This window comes from Nitrospirota bacterium, from assembly GCA_004296885.1.
In the GTDB taxonomy this organism is placed as follows: domain Bacteria; phylum Nitrospirota; class Nitrospiria; order Nitrospirales; family Nitrospiraceae; genus SYGV01.
The window spans coordinates 59590-76746 of sequence record SCVN01000002.1 but is presented as its reverse complement, the minus strand read 5'-3'; the positions used below and the strand labels follow the sequence as shown (position 1 = coordinate 76746).

The window sequence follows — 17157 nt, the reverse complement described above, 5'->3', positions numbered from 1 at the left end:
ACGCTTTTTCCCCTCACCCGTTTGTCTAGCGAGGCAATGGAGGTTACTGAGATGTCGTCAGAAGTTTCGCCGCCGTGCCCATGATGGCAATCTCGGTTCTGTAATAGAGCGACAGGTACGAGGTGAGCGAGGTCGTGATTTTGGCGTTCAGGAGCACGTCGCCGTTCTTCTGCCGGAGCGCATCTTGCTTGGCCTCCTCATAGAGTGTCTTGTCGGCCCAGACGGCCCAGAACCAGTGGCCGGCCGAGGCGGAACCATAGACCGGGCCCAGCTTTTCCACCACGGCATTGGCGGGCAGCAGTCTGTCCTGGGCGATGTTCGTCCCCATCACCGTCGTACAGCCCGTCACGGCCGCATAACAAGCCACGAGCAGCAGTAGCCGCCTCATCGTCGGGGCTCCCGTTCAGATTTGGAGGGCAGACTGCCAGGCGGCACTGAAGGCACGGATTGCGCCGTGTCCACCTTGACAACGGTGCCTTCCGCTTTCCAATGCACCCACCAGAACGTCAGCAGGTCAATCCCGGGAATGCCTGCGCGGACTGCGTAGAACGACAGCACATAGTCGGTGAGCAGATCGCCCTGCTTTTTTTGGATAGCATCCCGGACGGCCGCTTGCTGGCTGTTCGGGTCCAGCAGATCGGGCAGCCCACCGAAGGTGGCTTCAAAGTGGTCGGCGGTACCCTCGGCCTGCCCGAGAGGAACGATCTTGGCATCCCCGGGAATCTGATGCGATTGCGTCGTCGGAAAGACGGCAAGCGCCGACGTGCAGCCCGAAGCGCCACAAGCCAGCAACAACATCAATGCAGACGGAAACCACTTGTTCATCGGCCAGCCTACGCGTATCATTCTGACGTGCGATCTTTTTACGCCGGGGCCTTTGGTCTGTCAAGCGAGCCGCTTGACCAAGGGAGTCAATTTCTCCATCGTGATCGTTCACGACTTACCGAGAGGAGGCGCGTATGTTTGCCGACCGCCCGATCCAGCGAACCATCCTGCTCACCGGCGTCCTCATGGTGATGGGCCTTGGTTTGTTGCCCGCTTCGGCCTGTGCCGCCGATGCCAAGGCCATTGACGCCGATGTGGACGTGACCTTAAAAGATTTTGCCGAAAAGATCACGGGCTCCGACGAATTTCTCAAAACCGCCAAGGGCGTTCTCGTGTTTCCCGCCATCTACAAGGCGGGATTTATCTTCGGCGCGGAATACGGCGAGGGCGCCCTGCGCATCGACGGCAAGACCGCCGATTACTACAATACCGCGGCCGCCTCCTTCGGCTTTCAGATCGGGGCGGAAAAGACCGCGCTGATTCTGATGTTCATGAAGGACGCGGCGCTGGAAAAATTCAGAAAGAGCGCAGGCTTCGAGTTGGGGGTGGATGCCAGCGCGACGCTGGTCACCGTCGGCGCCAAGGGGTCGTTGGATACGACAAAGCTGGCGGAGCCCATCTTGGCCTTCGTCCTGAACCAGCGGGGCTTGATGGCGGGGATCACATTGGAAGGCGCCAAGTTCACGAAGCTCGACATGAAATAAACGCGCGGGCGTCTTATGCCTCGGGCCGGTCAGCCAGTGCGATGTGTTTCGTCGTGATCGCACCGGACTCGATGGTAAGAATTCCCAGCCCGCGGGTCAACCTGAAGCGCTTAGGGCCGGCTGAGCCGGGATTGAAGAGGAAGGACTTGCCCAGCCACTCGGCCTTCTGCTGGTGCGTGTGGCCGAAGATGCAGATGTCCGGCTGTTCCCGCTCCAGAAATGCCCGCCCCCCTTTGGTCAGTTTGCCGCCTTCGTAGAGGATGTGCCGGAGAGCGATCCGTTTGCCGCCAAGCTCCATGACCGTTTCGCCCGGAACTCCGCTCTGCTCGTAGCCGTCCACATTGCCCGACACGGCCGTGACCGGGGCAATCCGCTCCAGTTGCTCAATGAGCTTTTTCACCCTCCCACCCCGGACGCGCCAAGACGCGTCCCCTCCCCGTGGCCGACCTCCGATGTCCCCCGCGTGCAGGATGTGATTGACGCCAACGAAATGCCGCAGGATGGCTTGGTCGAACAACCCATGGGTGTCGGCAATCACACCGATGCGAATCGGTCCGGGCTTTGGACTCATCGCAACACCCTGTCTTACAGCCCCGCCTGCACCGCGCTCCAGTCGAAGGTAAACGGCTCCGGGTCCTGATGGGACAAGGATGATGCCTCGGCCTTGAGCCGTTCGGCGCGGGCCGCGCTCATCGGATGGGTCGAGAGAATTTCGACTTGCAGCTTGTCCGATTCCGACAGGCGGTCGAAGAAGCGGATCATGCCGTTCGGCGCGATCTTCGCCCGGTGCAGCAGGTGCAGGCCCTGGACGTCCGCCTGCGTTTCCTGCTCCCGTCCGAATTTGAGCGTCAGCAACTCGACCCCCAACCGTTTCGCCAGGCCCACCAGCCCCTGTTGATCGCCCACGACAATCGTCACCACCGCCATGATCCCCGCCGTCTTGACGATCCGTTCCAGCCCATGGCGCAGCAGCACATGGTTCAGCTCATGGGCCAGGACGCCGGCCACTTCCTCCGGACTTTCTGATTTTTTGAGCAGCCCTGTGAACACGACCACATAGCCGCCGGGTAGGGCGAAGGCATTGACGACGTCGCTTCGAACCAGGGTGACCTCGAACTTGTAGGGGTTGCCTGGAGCCGCGTCGGCCAGTCGCTTGGTGATCTCCTGCACCGCCGCCACCGCCGGCCCTTCCTTCACGATCGTCTGTCCGGCCAGGAACTGGCTTCTCGCCGCCTCCCCGATCGGTTGCTCCCATTCGACGGGAATCCGGTTCACCGCCATCTGCACGAGGGCATCGGAGCCGAGCCAGAGCAACAGGATAAGTCCAACAATGGACCCGAGCGCCACGAGCAAGAGCGTCCGCCGGCCGTGTCTGGCACGGCGCACCTGTTGTGCGGTCCGTTCCACATGGGCCGTCAATTCAAGCGGAGCCGCCTGCCGGAACGTTCGGATCAGGTCCGGATCTTTCAGGTAGAGCGTGCGGCCGGCGTTACGAGATTGCCATTTGAGAACAAGGTGATCATGGTCGAACCCGCCGGCATCGATCGAGAAGCTGGAGAAGGGAATCGTCTCCGCAGATGCTTCGCCCAAGTGAAGTGTCAATCCGGTCGGAGAGACTTCGACATGGCACGGAACGCCGGCGCCAGGCAGGTCATCCCCGAAACAAAGAGCGTTGGGGAAATTTTTCACGGTGAGAGTTTACTGTCCAATCGAGTCTTTCAAGTCCGTCAAGTTTGAAAGTCTGTGGTTCGACCGCCGTTTTGCGCCGACTTGTGGACTTTTCAACTTTCCGACTTTCCAACTGTTCTTTATTCGGAGACCGGAATGAACTGCCTGATCCAGTTCCCGAATCCGCCGGGATTGCGGCTCTGGATGTAGACGACACCGGGACCGCGGAAGCGGCAGACGAGTCCTTCGCCGGAGGTGAAACTGGCGATCCAGCCGGCGGCGGCCTTTTCGATGTTGTACGAGGTCGTGGCGGTCCAGGCCACCAAGTGGCTGTTGTCCACGATGTATTCCTGATCCGGCTTGAGCTCGACCTTGTGGATGGCCCCGAAGCTGTTCAGGACCAAGGTGCCGGTCCCGCTCATGCGGAGGATGAAAAAGCCCTCTCCGCCCAGCAAGCCACGGCTGAGGCTTTGCATCTTGCTCTCGATTTTCACGCTGTCCGCCCCGGCCAGGAATCCGTCCTTCTGGACCAGATATTCATGCACCCCATCCAGTTCCAGCACGATGATGTCGCCCGGCACGGTGGGGGCCAGGAGCACTTCCCCGGCGCCGCGCGTCGCCCGCAACGTCTGGAAGAAGAATTTTTCGCCGCTCAGCATCCGGCGGGACAGCGCGCCGAGAAACCCGCCTTCCATTTTGCTTTCTATGTCCACCGTGGGCGAACAGGCCACCATCGCGCCCGATTCGGCCTTGACGGTCTCGCCCGCAGTCAGCTCCAGCCGCACCATCGGAAACGCCCCCGGATACAAGATTTCGCTTTTCATCGCATCAGTCTCCTCTTCTTCTCTTCCCTCTCCTGCCACCCAGGTGCGGAAGGGACGGTCGCCGGGCGAGGCTGACGCCACGGCGGGCATGTGTCATGGTGGCCTGAAAGCTGCCGGGCGCCGTTCCTCTATTCCGATGAGGCGAGCCGGCCAACAGCATGACATGGGCGGCGACACGGTTCCATCGCATCGCGGCAAGCCCGAGCCTGACGACCGTCCCTCGCCGCACCGCCCTACCCCGTGACCCAGCCGTAGATTCGATGGCTCGGCTCGGTCGCTCCGCCGCGATAGGCCATCTTGATCCGGCTGAGCGCATCCTTCGGCAGGTCATTCCGCTTTGCCGCCACGTCCACCCCGAAAATTTTTGCCGCGTTCAATCCGAAGATCCGTGCTTTGACCTCCCGCGTGAGCGGCGCGAAGCCCTTCTGCTGGATCAGTTCATCCGGGATCTGGAAGCGCCGGAAGGCTTCGATCTGCCATTGGGGCGAGCCATACCAGATCGAGTCCGTCCCCCACACCACATGGTCCGGACCGAAGGCGCCGAGCACCTCGCCCAGCAAGTGGGCGCAGATCCCCGGATGGGTCGTCACCAGCTGCGCAAAAGTCCCGCCCAGTTCCATGAAGATGTTGTTGATCTTGGGCTCGGCTTGCTTCATCCGGCAGAATTCGCTGGCCCAAGGAATCTCCCCGGTCCGCTCGAAATTGATCGCCAGCCCCGCGGCGCTGCGAAAGCCGGAATGGTAGACCAGAAACTGAATGTCCGGAAAATCCTTGGCCGCCTTGATTAGATCCTTGGGATGGTTGTAGTCCTCCACCGGTCCGAGAGGCAAGCCCTTATGGACACAGACGCGGGGCACGCCCAAGGCCCGCGCCTTCTCCAGCATGGGATAGGCGATTTTCTCATCGTCCATCCACCAACCAGCGTCATGGCCCTTGGGCGGTGCGCCCGTATAGCATTTCCAGGCATCCACCTTCAGTTGTGCCACCTGCTGCGCCATGAAGTCCCGGTCCTCCCGCCCCAATTGCGGCGTCACCAGCCCATGGGCCAGCATCCGCTGCGAGCCGGCGACCCGGTTCACCTCGTCCCGGATGTGCGCCATTTCCTTCGGCGGCACGACGGCCAGTTGCGGATAGGGGCCGGGCGGCGTGCTGATCAACCCGATGGACGTCTCACTGTCGAGAAACACTTCGCGCAGAAAGTTCTCCCAGGACAGGTCCGCCAACGTGCCCCGGTCCCCGGCCAGTTTCGGATTGAGCCCGGCCTCGCGCGCCCGTTTGCGGATCGCCAGCAGCCGGTCTTTCGTCACGGCTCCCTTGCGTTCCGCCTCCTCGTTCAAGGGATCATAGGTGGACCCGACGTAGTGCGTCTGGACATCGAAGATGAAATAGGGATCGCCTTGCCGTTCGGCAAAAGCCGCCGCCTCGACCAACTCCACATCCAAGACGTCGAAGAACTTGCCGAAGACCGAGTTCATCGCCAACAGGGCCGCGGCCATGCCGCCGGTCGTCCGCAGGAAGTCGCGCCGGCTCAGACCCAGCCGCTTCCCCGCCCGGTCTCCGATCGCCTCCACCAGCCGTTCGACCTGCGCCTGCATCGGCGTTTGGGGCAACGGAGGACATTCCTCGTTCGACACGAGTCTGGTGGGGATCGGCGCGCACGTCGTGGCGCCCTGTCGCATCCCCGGTCCGATCGTAAAACGGTGCCGGTTGATCATGGTGCCGGTCTCCGTGGGTGAATCGCAGCTCTCGGGTGATTCTGTGGAAAAGCCCCGGTCGAGTCAAGCGGGAATAGCCGTCAGCGCTCAGCGATCAGCCACGAACTGAAGGCTGAGGGCCGAAGGCTCATCGTTTCCAATTCAGGCCGAACCGCCGGTTGACAAACCGCCAATGGCGTAGCAAGCTGAAGCTGTTTCTGTGAGGGCTTGCCATGGCACCGGGGTAAGACAGCCGGGCCCTTCGATTCTCTCGTTCATCCTCATCGGCACCTCCGATCAGGCCTTCTTGGGCTTTGCCGCCCGAGAAGGCTTTTTTATGTCCTCAACGAAAGGAGTGACGGCCATGAAGACCTATCTTGCTATTGTCGGCGCGGCGCTGCTCGTCGCGCTCCTGGCCACGGTCGTGTTCGCCAACCCCGCCTTGCTCCCGAAGCACCCGGGGTACCCCTCAGGGGGTGAGTTCGCTTATGACAAGGGGCAATCCAACCAGACAGGGGAAAAGGCCCTGCAAGAGGCGGCGGGTTTTGACGACCAGCATGCCGTGCAAAACCTGAGGGATGCCAACAATCAACGGATCGTTCAGAAGGAAGGAGCGGGGCGACTACCGAAGGTGCAGGGGCCCAACATCAAGATCGAACCGCCGGTTAATGAAGCCACCAGGATGGGCAAGTAAGGGCATCAGCCGGCCGGCGTGCAGGCGACTGCGCGCCGGCCGGCCCGATCGACGCATCATTGGACGACATAGCGAACGGCCAGCAAGCCCGCGAACAGATACATCAGCCAGTGGGCGTCCCGTAAGCGGCCGGTGACGAGCTTGAGGACCGTATAGGAGACCAGCCCGAAAGTGATCCCGTCGGTGATGCTCACGGTGAGCGGCATGAGCAGGATCGTGAAGAAGGCCGGGATGGCTTCCGTCGGATCGTCCCATGGCACTTCCTTGATCCCCCGCAGCATGAAACTCCCGACCAGGATCAAGGCCGGCGCGATCACGGGATACAAATGCGCCCCCTCCGGCGTCACGTAGCCCCCGCCCACCATTTTGGCCAGCGGCGCGAAAAAGAGCGCCAGCAGGAACAAGCCGGCAGTCATCACATTGGCCAACCCGGTCCGTCCGCCGGCCGCCACGCCCGCGGCGCTCTCGACATAGCTCGTGACCGTAGAGGTGCCCAGCAGCGCGCCGACGGTCATGCCCGCCGCGTCCGCCGTCAACGCCTTTTCGGCCCGGGGAAGCCGGCCGTCCTTGAGGAACCCGGCCTGCTGACTCACTCCCACCAACGTCCCGATCGTGTCGAAGAGGGCGAGGAAGAAAAACACGAACACGATCAGGAGTCCCTGATGCGAGAACAGGTCGCGCAAATCCAGCTTGAACAGCGTCGGGCGCAAGGAGGGCGGCGCACTGAGGATGCCGTGATAACTCACCAGCCCCAGAGCCAAGCCGGCCAGCGTCGTCACCGTGATCCCCCAGAGGATGGCCGCCCGGTTGCCCCTGGCCAGCAGCCCCGCGGTGAGAACCAGCCCGAACAGGGACAGGAGCACCGGCGGCGAGCCGAGGCGGCCCAGGCCGACGAGAATCCCGGGCCGCGCCACGACGATGCCTGCCCATTGCAGACCGACGAAGGCGATCAACAATCCGATGCCGACCGAGATCGCCTGCTTCAACGAATCCGGCACCGCGTTCAGCAACCGCTCCCGGAAGCCGAACCGCGACAGCCCCAGAAATAAGAGGCCCGACACGAAGACCGCGCCCAGCGCCATTTCCCACGGCACGCCCATGCCCCCGGCCGCCACCGCGCCGCAGACGGTGAAAGCGAAGTAGACGTTGTGCCCCATGGCCGGAGCCAGCGCGATCGGATAGTTGGCGGAGAGTCCCATGAGCAGCGTCGCGAAGGCGCTGGCCAGGCAGGTGGCCGTCATCACGGCGCCGAAGTCCATCCCGGTCGTCGAGAGGACCGCCGGCTGCACGAACAGAATGTAGGAGAGGGCCAGAAAGGTGGTGGTCCCGGCCAGGACTTCGGTCCGGACGGTGGTGCCGTTCGCCTGCAGATGAAACCATCGCTCCAGCATCGGCTCGTTCCTTTCCTGCCGCGCCGCCGATGCGTCACGGGCAAAGCCGGACCGGTCAGAGGTGGAAGAACGATGGGGAATCGGTCACCGAAGCGCGCCGCGGCTCCCGCCTGGACGGATGGCCCAAGACCGGGACCAGCACAGGAAGGACGAGCCTGCTCGACCCACCCCGCTATGCGGGGGCCGGCATGCCCAACACCTCGCGGACCTTCTCGATGAGCAGCGCCGGCGTAAAGGGCTTGGCCAGGAAGGCCATCCCGCTCTCCAGCACCCCGTGGTGGGTAATCCCGTCCGCGGGGTAGCCGGAGATATACAGGACCTTGATCGAGGAGTTCGCCGCGGCCAGGCGCTGCGCCAGCTCACGCCCGCTCATCCCCGGCATCACCAGATCGGTCAGCAAGAGGTCCACCGGCTCTGTGGACTGCTCCAGGACCCGAAGCGCCTCGGCGCCGTTGGACGCGACGAGGACGGAATAGCCCTGTTGCTCGAGAATTCTCCGGGCCACGCCGCGAATAGCCTCCTCATCTTCCACGAGCAAAATGGTCGGCGAAACCGAGGGCGCGGCCGCAGTCCGGCGAAGTCTCGACAACGCGACCGGAGTCAGCAAGCTCGGCAGATATACCGTGAACACCGTCCCCTGGCCCGGCTCGCTCGACATGGTGATCGCCCCTTGATGCTGGGTCAACACTCCGTAGACCGTCGTGAGGCCCAACCCCTGTCCTTCCCCGAACGGCTTGGTCGTAAAGAACGGCTCGAAACATCGGGCCTGCGTCTCCGCATCCATGCCGAACCCCGTGTCGAAGACCGAGAGCACGGCATAGGAGCCGGGCGGCACGGCATGGCCCGTTTCCTCGACCCTGACTCTGGCCGTCTGGAGGCTCAACTTGCCCCCCTGGGGCATCGCGTCGCGGGCATTGGTGACCAGGCTGAGAATCACTTGCTCCATCTGCGCGGGGTCCGCTTTGACCAGGCCCAGATCTTCAGCCAGGGTCATGACGAGCCGCACCTGCTCGCCCAGCAGGCCCTTGAGTTTGGGCGTGAGGCGCGTCAGCAGAGCGTTGAGGTCCAGCTCGTGGGGCTGGGTCACCTGATTGTTGCCGAACGCCAGCAGACGCTTGGTCAGGGCCACGGCCCGTTCCCCGGCCTCCTTGATCTCGTTCACGCTGGCCCATCGCGGCCCCGTCCGGTCCAGATCCTCCATCAGCATGGCGCTGTGGCCGGCGATCACGGTCAGGAGATTGTTGAAGTCGGCGGCGAGAGTGCCGGCCAGCCGGCCAACGGCTTCCATTTTTTGCGTCTGCCGCGCCTGGGCCTCTATCGATTTGCGCTCGGTGACGTCACGGAGGGACCCGGCGATGCGCACCACCTCGCCTTTCTCATTCCACACCGCCTGCCCGCGAAGATCGAACCACCGCACCGGCCCCAGCTTCGTGCGCATCCGGCATTCCTCGTCGAAGGGCATCTCCCGCTCGATGTGGCGCCGCAAGCCGTCCATCACCCGATCCCGGTCCTCGGGCAAGAGGCACAGCGTCACGCTGCGCAAGACATTCTCAAACTCCTGTTCCTCAAATCCCAGCAACTCCTTGAAGCGGGGCGAATACCAGACCGGAGTCTGCGGATCGTACCAGCGCTCCCCCGGTATCACCTTGGCATCCCACAGCCCGTCCCGCGAGCCCTGGACCGCTAGATCGAAGGCCTCTCGACGTTCCGCCAGTTGCGCCTCCGCCTGCTTCCGCGCCTGGTGGCCCGCCGCCACACGCTCGACCACGGCCAGGCGGAGCGCGAGGACCGCCTGATCGATCGGCTTGATCAGGTAATCGTTGGCGCCGGCGTCCAAAATCATCGCCAGTTCCTGGGGCTGATTCCGCGCCGTCATCACCAGGATCACGCTCAGGTCGCCCTGCGGCAATTGCCGGATTCGGCGGCAGAGATCGAGGCCGTCCGCGCCCATACCCGGCAGATCACGGTCCAGCACGATCAAGGGGGCCAGTCGGTTCCGGCAGACCCCCCAGGCCGACTCGGCATCCTGAAATACGGTCACCTCGTGGCCGTATTTCTGCAACGCTTGGTCGATCTGACGGCTAATACGCGGGTCGTTGTCCACCACGAAGACATTCATGGCTTCCCTCACCGACGGGTACATTCGACCGGAGGCTGATGGGAACTTCTTAGGGAGAGGTATTGTAGGAGAATCCCCGGTCGGCTTGCAACTGATTGGGCAAAACGGGGGCGGCTCATGCCGAGGGACGGACCGATTGCCGCCGGCGCACCGCAAGAACCACCGCGAGGCCCACCAGCGAGACCCAGGCCACGTGGAGAAGCCCGTCGTGAATCGTGCCCGAGAGGCGTTGCCATTCGTCTCCGAGGAGGTAGCCCAGCCAGATAAAGCTCAGGGACCAGAGCAACCCGCCGCCGTAGGCAAAGGCGGCAAAGACCGGGAACGGCAAGCGGGAGGAGCCGGCCACGAAGGCCGTAAGGTGACGGAGGCCCGGCACGAAGTACCCGAACAGGAGCCCATACTTCCCGCGAAGCCGGTACCAGGCCTGCACCGCGTGCAGCCGCTCCGCATCGAGCCCCACCCGCGGCCCCAACGAGCCGGCGAGAGAGTGGCCGAGCGTCCGCCCCAGCCAATAGCTGAGGCTGATCCCGCAGGCGCTGCCGAAAAAAGCCGCGGCGAGCGCGGGCGCAGCCGCCAGTTGGTGTTTGAACGTGAGGTAACCGGCAAAGAGAAGCAGCGTCTCATCCGGGACCGGAAGCCCGACAATCCCCAGCATGAGCAGCAGGAACAGGGCCGGATACTCATACCTGGCGATCCAGTCGATGAACAGGGCCTTCGCATCCATGATCAGAGAAGAGCTGATGGCATATAGCTTATGGCAAGAGGCTGAGCGTGATTCCGGCCATCAGCCATTCGCTATACGCTCTTATCCAACATCCACCGGCTTGCCCAGGGCGGCGGAGCGGTAGGCCGCTTCCGCCATGGCCACGGCGCGCAGGCCGTCCTCGCCGGACACCGGCATCGGGGCCTTGTCCTTCAGACAGCGCGCAAATGCCTCCAGCACGATCTCGATCGTCGGGCGATCCGGCACGGATTCCACTTCCACCACCTTCCACCCCTCGATCCTGGTCAGGGTGCTGGTCCCCACGTCCGCCGTCAACTGTCCCTTCTGCCCGATGGCTTCCGCGCGGCAGAGGCGGCCTCCGGAGACACGGGACAACTCGACAAAGCACGCGGCGCCGGACGCCAACGTGAACCGGACTTGCGCCAGGTCTTCGACTTGCTTGGTGTGCCGTCTGGCCGTCTCGGCCCGAACCTCGATCACGTCCTGCCCGGTCAGGTACCGGAGCAGGTCGAAGTGGTGGATGCCGATCTCCAGCACCACCCCGCCGCCGGCTTTGTCCTTCTGGTCCAACCAGGCATGAGGCGGCCGCTCCGCCCGCATGCACAGGGAGAAAAATTCCACCGGGCCGATCGTCGCCAGCTGTTCGCGCAGCCGACGCAGCACCGGCGTGAAGCGGAGCGTCTGGGCGGTCATGAGCGGAACCCCGGCGGCCTGGGCCGCCTCCACCATGGCTGTGGCCTCGGCCGTCGAGCAGGCCAAGGGTTTCTCGATCAAGAGGGCTTTGCCGGCCTGGGCCGCCGCCAGGCAGATCTCCCGATTCAGCGACGGGGGCGTCACAACCAGTACCGCCTGCACGTCGGACCGCCGCAGCAGATCCCGCCAGTCGGCATAAAAGGGAATGCCATGCTCCTCGGCAAACTGCGCGCCCGCCCGGATATCCTGACGCGACACGGCAACCAACCGGCAGCCTGGCACTCCGGCCAAGAGATGCTTGGCATAACGAGCCCCGTGGCGCCCCAAACCGATCAATCCCATCCCGATGCTCACGCGATTCTCCCCTAACAGGCTGTTGAAAAACTATTTTGGACCCACTCGGACACCAATGGCTCGATGGCCGGGGACGACATGAGAATCCCCCGCAGGATGGTCAAAAAGGCCCTCCTCCGGTTCGTCGTGCGTGAAGCATGAACAAGACGTTTTCTGCGCTCCCTGGTCGGTTCCGGAAACTGAGTACTGACAACCGATTACGCTGCTTGTTTGAGGAGCTAGAAGTACGCCAAGACCGTTGAAAAATCAACCGAGTCGGCCTCAAGTTCTTGCCGAGCCGAGCCGATGAGGAAACAGGGCGGGGTGGGTCCTGAGCCCGTGAGGCGGACGGACGGCTGCGGTCGATCCAGGGGTCCGCCCCCTCCGTAAGCCAACCCCGAGCAACGAGCAAAATGAGATTGAAGGAGGCGCCGTGCGGGTCCTGATCGCCGAAGCAGACGCGCTCGCACGCCGCGTGCTGGAAACTGCTCTCACCCAATGGGGCCACGAGGTCGCCGGCTGCGCCGACGGGGTGGCGGCCCTCCAGTTGCTGCTCGGAGCAACGCCCTTCGACTATGCCCTGCTCGATTGGAGCCTGGCCGAACTCGACGGCCCGAAGATTTGCCGGGCGGTCAGGAAGCAGTCTGCGGTGCAGACGTATCTGTTGCTCTTGTGCAAGCCGGACGCGGACCAAGTTCCCCTGGCCGCGTTGGACGCGGGCGCCGATGATGCCCTGCTCAAGCCGGTGGATGCCGACCAGTTGCAGTTTCGTCTCCATGCCGGCCAGAAGGTCTTGGAGTTGCGTCGGGAACTGGCCTCGGCGCAGGAGACGCTTCGCGTCAAGACCCTACAGGATCCCGTGACCGGCCTGTGGAACCGCGAAGCCCTGACCGACAGCATGGACCGCGAGTTGGACCGGGCCCGGCGCGAGGGCGCCCCACTGGGCTTCGTCCTGCTCGATGTGGACGATTTTCGCCTCGTGAACGATACGCTCGGACGGCGCGCCGGGGACGGAGCCCTGCGCCAGGTGGGTCAACGTCTCCGTCGCTCCCTGCGCCCCTATGACGTCCTGGGCCGCTACGGCGGCGACCAGTTCCTGGCCATTCTGCCCGGCTGCGACGAGCCGCTCGCAACGGCGCTGGCGGAGCGCCTGCGCACCTCGGTCTCCGCGCAGCCGATCGCGTTGGACGAAGGCACGATCCGCATCACGCTCAGCGCCGGCATCGCAGCCGCGGGCGGGATGCAGGAGCGGCGCCCGGCCGATGCGCTGGCCTGCGCGGCCGAAGCGGCCTTGTACAGGGCCAAGCAGCCGGGGCAGCACAGCCTGGCGGTGGCCACGAAGGGTGCCTGGCTGAACATCTCGACTTGAGGAGTCCTTATGAAGCGCGTGCCCTTGGATGAAGCCGAGCCGGGCATGGTCTTGGCGAAGCCCGTCACCAACCAGACCGGCGTGACGGTTCTTCCCGCCGGGACCGAGCTCGACCAGGACCTGCTCAAGCGGCTCGATCGGATGAACCTCAACGCCGTGTACGTCGAAGGCGCCGCCGGCGCGGCCGCCGCCAAGAGTCCGGCCGACTTGGAGCAGGACCTGCATCGACGATTTCGACAAGTGGCCGGCGATCCGACGCAAGTCATGATCCGCGAGGCCGTCCGGCGTCACCTGCACACCGTCCAGCAGGTCGCCCAGGCGGAGGCCGCCGCAGGAGGAACCGCATGAGCAGCCTGATCACGACCGCCCCCCACGATCCGGCGGCCATCAAGCGCCAGATTGAAAAAATGGGCGAGCTGCCCACCCTGCCGCATGTGGTGCAGAAGATCGTCCTGATGAGCAACCGCTCGGACACGTCGGCCGAGGACCTGGGCAAGATCATCGAAAAGGATCAGGTGCTGGCCGCCAAGGTGTTGAAGCTGGCCAACTCGCCGTTTTACGGGTTTCCCTCCCGCATCGCCTCGGTCAGTCACGCGGTGGTGGTGCTGGGGTTGAACGTGGTGAAGGGGTTGACGCTGGGCGCCACGGCGTTCGACATGATGAAAGCCGCCGGCATGGAGCAGCTCTGGCGCCATTCGCTCGGCGTGGCCATGATGGCGCACATCCTGGCCGCGCGCAGCGGGATCAAAAACCCGGATGAACTCTTCGCCGCAGGCCTTCTGCACGACCTAGGCAAAGTCGTGCTGCAGGCCAAGCTGCCGGAGCTGGGCGCGCAGATCGAGCGCGTGCTCAAACAAAGCGACGGCTCGCGCACCCAGGCGGAGCAGGAAGTCCTGGGCCTGACCCATGCGGACATGGCCGGCTGGCTGGGCGACATGTGGCACCTGCCGAGCACGCTCAAGGACCCCATGATGTTCCATCACCATCCCATGCTCGCCCGCGACGCGGACATGCAGACCGCCGTCGTCCACGTGGCCGACGTGCTGGTGAAAGCGCTGGGGTGCGGGGATTCGGGGGACGATCTGGTGCCGCCGCTCAACCAGAAAGCCTGGAAGCTCATCAACCTGGACGAGGCCGGGTTGGATGAGTGTCTCAACAAGGCCGCCCAAGAGTTCGAGACCATCGACGACTACCTATGACGACCACGACCATCGCCATCGAGTTCCGGCCATCCGGCCCGGCTGTGAAGAGCCGGCGATTGGGATCTCGGCAGAACGTGTCGGGAAAGGAGTGAGGCATGAAGCGCATGCACTTGGATGAAGTCACCCCGGGCATGGTCCTGGCCAAACCGGTCACCAGTCTGACCGGGCAAATGATCGTGCCCGCCGGCAAGTCGTTGGATGCCTCGCTGATCGCCCGCCTACGTGACTTGGGGCTGACGTCGGCCCACATCGAGAATCGTCACGGCGAGGAAGGAGACCCGGTCAAAACGCTCGCCGAGTTGGAGCAGGCCCTCGATCATCGGTTCAGGAAAGTGGCAGGCGACGCTGAATTGGCACGCATGCAGGAAACCATCCGGCGTCATCTCCGTGCGACGCACCGCACGACCGTTTGACCGGAAGGAACGACGCAGCCATGTCGACTGTGACTGCCACAGAAATCCGGCGTCGGATCGAGAAGGTCGGGGACCTCCCCACCCTGCCCCTGGTGGTGCACAAGATTGTCTCGATCAGCAACCGGCCCAACTCCTCCGCCGAAGAGATTGCGCAGATCATCGAGAAGGATCAAGTGCTGGCTGCAAAAGTCCTGAAGCTGGCCAACTCGCCCTATTACGGGTTCCCGAAACGGATCGGCACGGTCAGTCACGCAGTCGTGATTCTCGGACTCAACATCGTGAAACGGATGGCGATCTGCGCCTCCGTCTTCGATATGATGATGGCCACGGGGATGGGCCAACTCTGGCGCCACTCCCTGGCCGTCGCCATGACCTGCCACACCCTGGCAATGCGGGCCGGCCTCCCGCATCCGGAAGAGGTCTTTGTGGCCGGCCTGCTGCACGACCTCGGCCAAGTCGCCCTCTACTCGAAAGCGCCGGATCTGGCGGTGCAGGTCGAGCAAACCTTGCACGGGAGCGACCTCTGGCGGACGGAGGCCGAGCAGGAGATCCTCAGCCTGACCCACGCCGAGATGGCCGGCTGGTTGGCGGACCACTGGAGCCTTCCCAACTCGCTCAAAGAGCCCATGATGTACCACCATCAACCCACGCTCGCGCGTGATGCCCCGCTGCAGACGGCAATCGTCCACGTCGCGGACATCCTGGCCAAAGCCATGGGCTACGGCGCCATGGACAACCAACCGGTGTCTCCCTTGGCGTCGAAGGCCTGGAAGCTGGTCAATCTGGATGATAACGCGCTCGCCGCCTGCGTCGACATCGCATGGCGAGACTTCGACACCATCGACGACTTTCTGTGAATACTATGGCAGCCACGGCGACACGACGCGTGCTTCTCCTGCACAACGACCCGGACGAAGCCTCGACGCTGGCCGGCCTCCTCGGCCGGGCCGGATTTGAGGTCGAGTCCAACGACGGGGGCGGCCTCGCCATGGACGAGTTGTTTCACAACCCGCCGACCCTGGTCCTGGCGGCGGACGGAGCCGGCGGCCGTTCCGTGGAAACCCTGGTGCGCGATCTCAAAGCCGATCCAATCCTTGGACGTCTCCCCATCGTCGTGCTCATCCGCGAAGTCCGTGTGGACGACGTGGACTGGGGCGCGCTCACCGTGGACGATTACATCACGATGCCCTACCGGCCGAACGACGTGGTGCGCCGGCTCCGGCTCTGCCTGAGCCGCATGGCCCGTTCATTGGATGCAAACCCGCTGACCAGGCTCCCGGGGAACACGTCCATTCTCTGCGAGACCACCAGGCGGATCGACAGCGGCCACCCCTTCGCCCTGGCCTACCTGGACGTGGATAATTTCAAGTCGTTCAACGACCGTTACGGCTACGGCCGCGGCGATGAAGTACTGGTGGTGACCTGCCGCCTGCTGACGACGGTGGTCAGCGAACTGGCCGGGACCGAGGGATTCGTGGGCCACGTCGGCGGCGACGACTTCGTGTTCATGAGCGATCCCGCGACGATCGACGCCATCTGCCAGACGGTGATCAAGCGGTTCGATCTGGTCATTCCCGATTTCTACGACCGGGAGGACCGCCTGCGCGGCTACATCGACTCGGTGGACCGCAAGGGAAATCGCGAACAGTTCCCGCTCATGACGCTCTCCATCGCCGTGGTCACGAACGAGTTCGCCCCGATCAAGCACCCCGGCGACGTCAGCAAAATCGTGTCCCAGTTGAAGAAGCAGGCCAAGGCCATGACAGGCAGCTTCTACCTGAAGGATCAACGCATCAGCGACCGGCAGCTCGATCCCGCCGACGTCCCGGTCGGCCTTCCTCAGTAGGATTTCCCCCCTGCGTTAGGGTATGATGCCCCCGATGGTACAGTTCTGCCGCGTACGGACCAATCAGCCGCCGATCGCCCCGACCTCAGGATTTTTCTCCCTCACGCTCGCCGCCGGCCTCCTCTGTCTCGGCCTGGTCGGCTGTGCGGCCGAGATCCAGAAAACCATCGTGGTGCAACCGGTGGAATCCAAGCTCACCGCCTACAACTCCGTGGAAATCCCGGAGCCGAAGAATCCGGCTGCCCCGGCCGAAATCACCCATGACTTCCATGAGAAGATGCTGCTGCACATCGGGACGATGGGCAAATTCCGTCGTGTCGCCGCCGCCATCACGGGGGCCAACCAGCAGACCCTCATCATCCAGACCACCGTCACCAAGTGGGACACAGGCAACCGATTTCTCCGCTGGATGGGCGCCGTGACGGAGCTCGTCGGCGGGATTTACGAATCCTACGCGAAGCAGCAAATCGGCACCGTGTCCGGCACGGTAGGGGATGGATTCCTGCTCGTCGATGTGCAGTTCGTGGACAAGAATGCGCAGCAAATCCTCGGCAAGCTGACCATCAAAGCCCTGGCGGATTCGCCGGACAGCTATCGCGCCGCCGAAGATCGGGCGGTAGACGCGCTGCTCGCCTACATGAAGACCCGCCTCTAGCAG

The 17157-nt window shown here is 63.8% G+C and carries 19 protein-coding genes; 9 read left to right on the top strand and 10 right to left on the bottom strand.

The genetic code is table 11. The annotated features are described in order from the left end of the window. Positions 1 to 43: 43 nt before the first annotated feature. Both EPO61_00690 and EPO61_00685 read right to left on the bottom strand, forming a co-directional pair. Positions 44 to 388, bottom strand: coding sequence for a hypothetical protein (locus EPO61_00690; GenBank protein TAJ10831.1), 345 nt, complete (start codon positions 386 to 388; stop codon positions 44 to 46). Further along, entirely contained in the window at positions 385 to 825 is a 441-nt protein-coding gene (locus tag EPO61_00685) for a hypothetical protein (protein TAJ10830.1), read from the bottom strand. The genes EPO61_00690 and EPO61_00685 overlap by 4 nt, the downstream gene beginning before the upstream one ends. A gap of 134 nt (positions 826 to 959) precedes the next feature. On the opposite strand from EPO61_00685, the gene EPO61_00680 reads away from it, so the two are divergent. Then, positions 960 to 1529 (top strand): hypothetical protein, encoded by a 570-nt coding sequence (locus EPO61_00680; GenBank protein ID TAJ10829.1) that lies wholly within the window; start codon positions 960 to 962, stop codon positions 1527 to 1529. 13 nt (positions 1530 to 1542) lie between these two features. On the opposite strand, the gene EPO61_00675 is transcribed toward EPO61_00680, so the two are convergent. The 4 genes from EPO61_00675 to EPO61_00660 all read right to left on the bottom strand — a co-directional run bounded on the left by EPO61_00675 (position 1543) and on the right by EPO61_00660 (position 5736). Next, complete coding sequence (locus EPO61_00675) at positions 1543 to 2079, bottom strand: metallophosphoesterase (GenBank protein ID TAJ10980.1); 537 nt, start codon at positions 2077 to 2079, stop codon at positions 1543 to 1545. A 35-nt stretch (positions 2080 to 2114) separates the two neighbouring features. Further along, a complete protein-coding gene (locus tag EPO61_00670) occupies positions 2115 to 3119 on the bottom strand; it encodes a M48 family metallopeptidase (protein TAJ10828.1) in 1005 nt (334 codons plus the stop codon). Positions 3120 to 3337: 218 nt separating this feature from the next. After that, positions 3338 to 4021 (bottom strand): TIGR00266 family protein, encoded by a 684-nt coding sequence (locus tag EPO61_00665; GenBank protein ID TAJ10827.1) that lies wholly within the window; start codon positions 4019 to 4021, stop codon positions 3338 to 3340. 233 nt (positions 4022 to 4254) lie between these two features. Then, positions 4255 to 5736, bottom strand: coding sequence for an amidohydrolase (locus tag EPO61_00660; GenBank protein TAJ10826.1), 1482 nt, complete (start codon positions 5734 to 5736; stop codon positions 4255 to 4257). A 343-nt stretch (positions 5737 to 6079) separates the two neighbouring features. On the opposite strand from EPO61_00660, the gene EPO61_00655 reads away from it, so the two are divergent. Continuing rightward, positions 6080 to 6409 (top strand): hypothetical protein, encoded by a 330-nt coding sequence (locus tag EPO61_00655; GenBank protein ID TAJ10825.1) that lies wholly within the window; start codon positions 6080 to 6082, stop codon positions 6407 to 6409. A gap of 56 nt (positions 6410 to 6465) precedes the next feature. Here the strand turns inward: EPO61_00655 and EPO61_00650 are convergent, their stop codons facing one another. The 4 genes from EPO61_00650 to EPO61_00635 all read right to left on the bottom strand — a co-directional run bounded on the left by EPO61_00650 (position 6466) and on the right by EPO61_00635 (position 11690). Then, entirely contained in the window at positions 6466 to 7800 is a 1335-nt protein-coding gene (locus EPO61_00650) for an NCS2 family permease (protein TAJ10824.1), read from the bottom strand. A 172-nt stretch (positions 7801 to 7972) separates the two neighbouring features. Then, entirely contained in the window at positions 7973 to 9943 is a 1971-nt protein-coding gene (locus EPO61_00645) for a response regulator (protein ID TAJ10823.1), read from the bottom strand. Positions 9944 to 10034: 91 nt separating this feature from the next. Then, on the bottom strand, positions 10035 to 10643 hold the full coding sequence (locus tag EPO61_00640) for a DedA family protein (protein ID TAJ10822.1): 609 nt from the start codon (positions 10641 to 10643) through the stop codon (positions 10035 to 10037). 81 nt (positions 10644 to 10724) lie between these two features. Then, positions 10725 to 11690: a Gfo/Idh/MocA family oxidoreductase gene (locus EPO61_00635; GenBank protein ID TAJ10821.1), complete on the bottom strand. Its 966-nt coding sequence runs from the start codon at positions 11688 to 11690 to the stop codon at positions 10725 to 10727. Between the two features lie 412 nt (positions 11691 to 12102). Here EPO61_00635 and EPO61_00630 point away from each other — a divergent pair, with 412 nt between their 5' ends. The 7 genes from EPO61_00630 to EPO61_00600 all read left to right on the top strand — a co-directional run bounded on the left by EPO61_00630 (position 12103) and on the right by EPO61_00600 (position 17154). After that, complete coding sequence (locus tag EPO61_00630) at positions 12103 to 13038, top strand: diguanylate cyclase (GenBank protein ID TAJ10820.1); 936 nt, start codon at positions 12103 to 12105, stop codon at positions 13036 to 13038. Positions 13039 to 13047: 9 nt separating this feature from the next. After that, positions 13048 to 13386 (top strand): hypothetical protein, encoded by a 339-nt coding sequence (locus tag EPO61_00625; GenBank protein ID TAJ10819.1) that lies wholly within the window; start codon positions 13048 to 13050, stop codon positions 13384 to 13386. Further along, positions 13383 to 14237 (top strand): HDOD domain-containing protein, encoded by an 855-nt coding sequence (locus tag EPO61_00620; GenBank protein ID TAJ10818.1) that lies wholly within the window; start codon positions 13383 to 13385, stop codon positions 14235 to 14237. The genes EPO61_00625 and EPO61_00620 overlap by 4 nt, the downstream gene beginning before the upstream one ends. A gap of 98 nt (positions 14238 to 14335) precedes the next feature. Beyond that, a complete protein-coding gene (locus EPO61_00615; GenBank protein ID TAJ10817.1) occupies positions 14336 to 14653 on the top strand; it encodes a hypothetical protein in 318 nt (105 codons plus the stop codon). 20 nt (positions 14654 to 14673) lie between these two features. Then, positions 14674 to 15510, top strand: coding sequence for an HDOD domain-containing protein (locus tag EPO61_00610; protein TAJ10816.1), 837 nt, complete (start codon positions 14674 to 14676; stop codon positions 15508 to 15510). Then, positions 15474 to 16499 (top strand): diguanylate cyclase, encoded by a 1026-nt coding sequence (locus EPO61_00605; GenBank protein TAJ10815.1) that lies wholly within the window; start codon positions 15474 to 15476, stop codon positions 16497 to 16499. The genes EPO61_00610 and EPO61_00605 overlap by 37 nt, the downstream gene beginning before the upstream one ends. A 34-nt stretch (positions 16500 to 16533) precedes the next feature. Then, positions 16534 to 17154 carry a hypothetical protein gene (locus EPO61_00600; protein TAJ10814.1) on the top strand — a complete coding sequence of 207 codons (621 nt, stop codon included), beginning with the start codon at positions 16534 to 16536 and terminating at the stop codon, positions 17152 to 17154. The last annotated feature ends 3 nt before the right edge of the window (positions 17155 to 17157 follow it).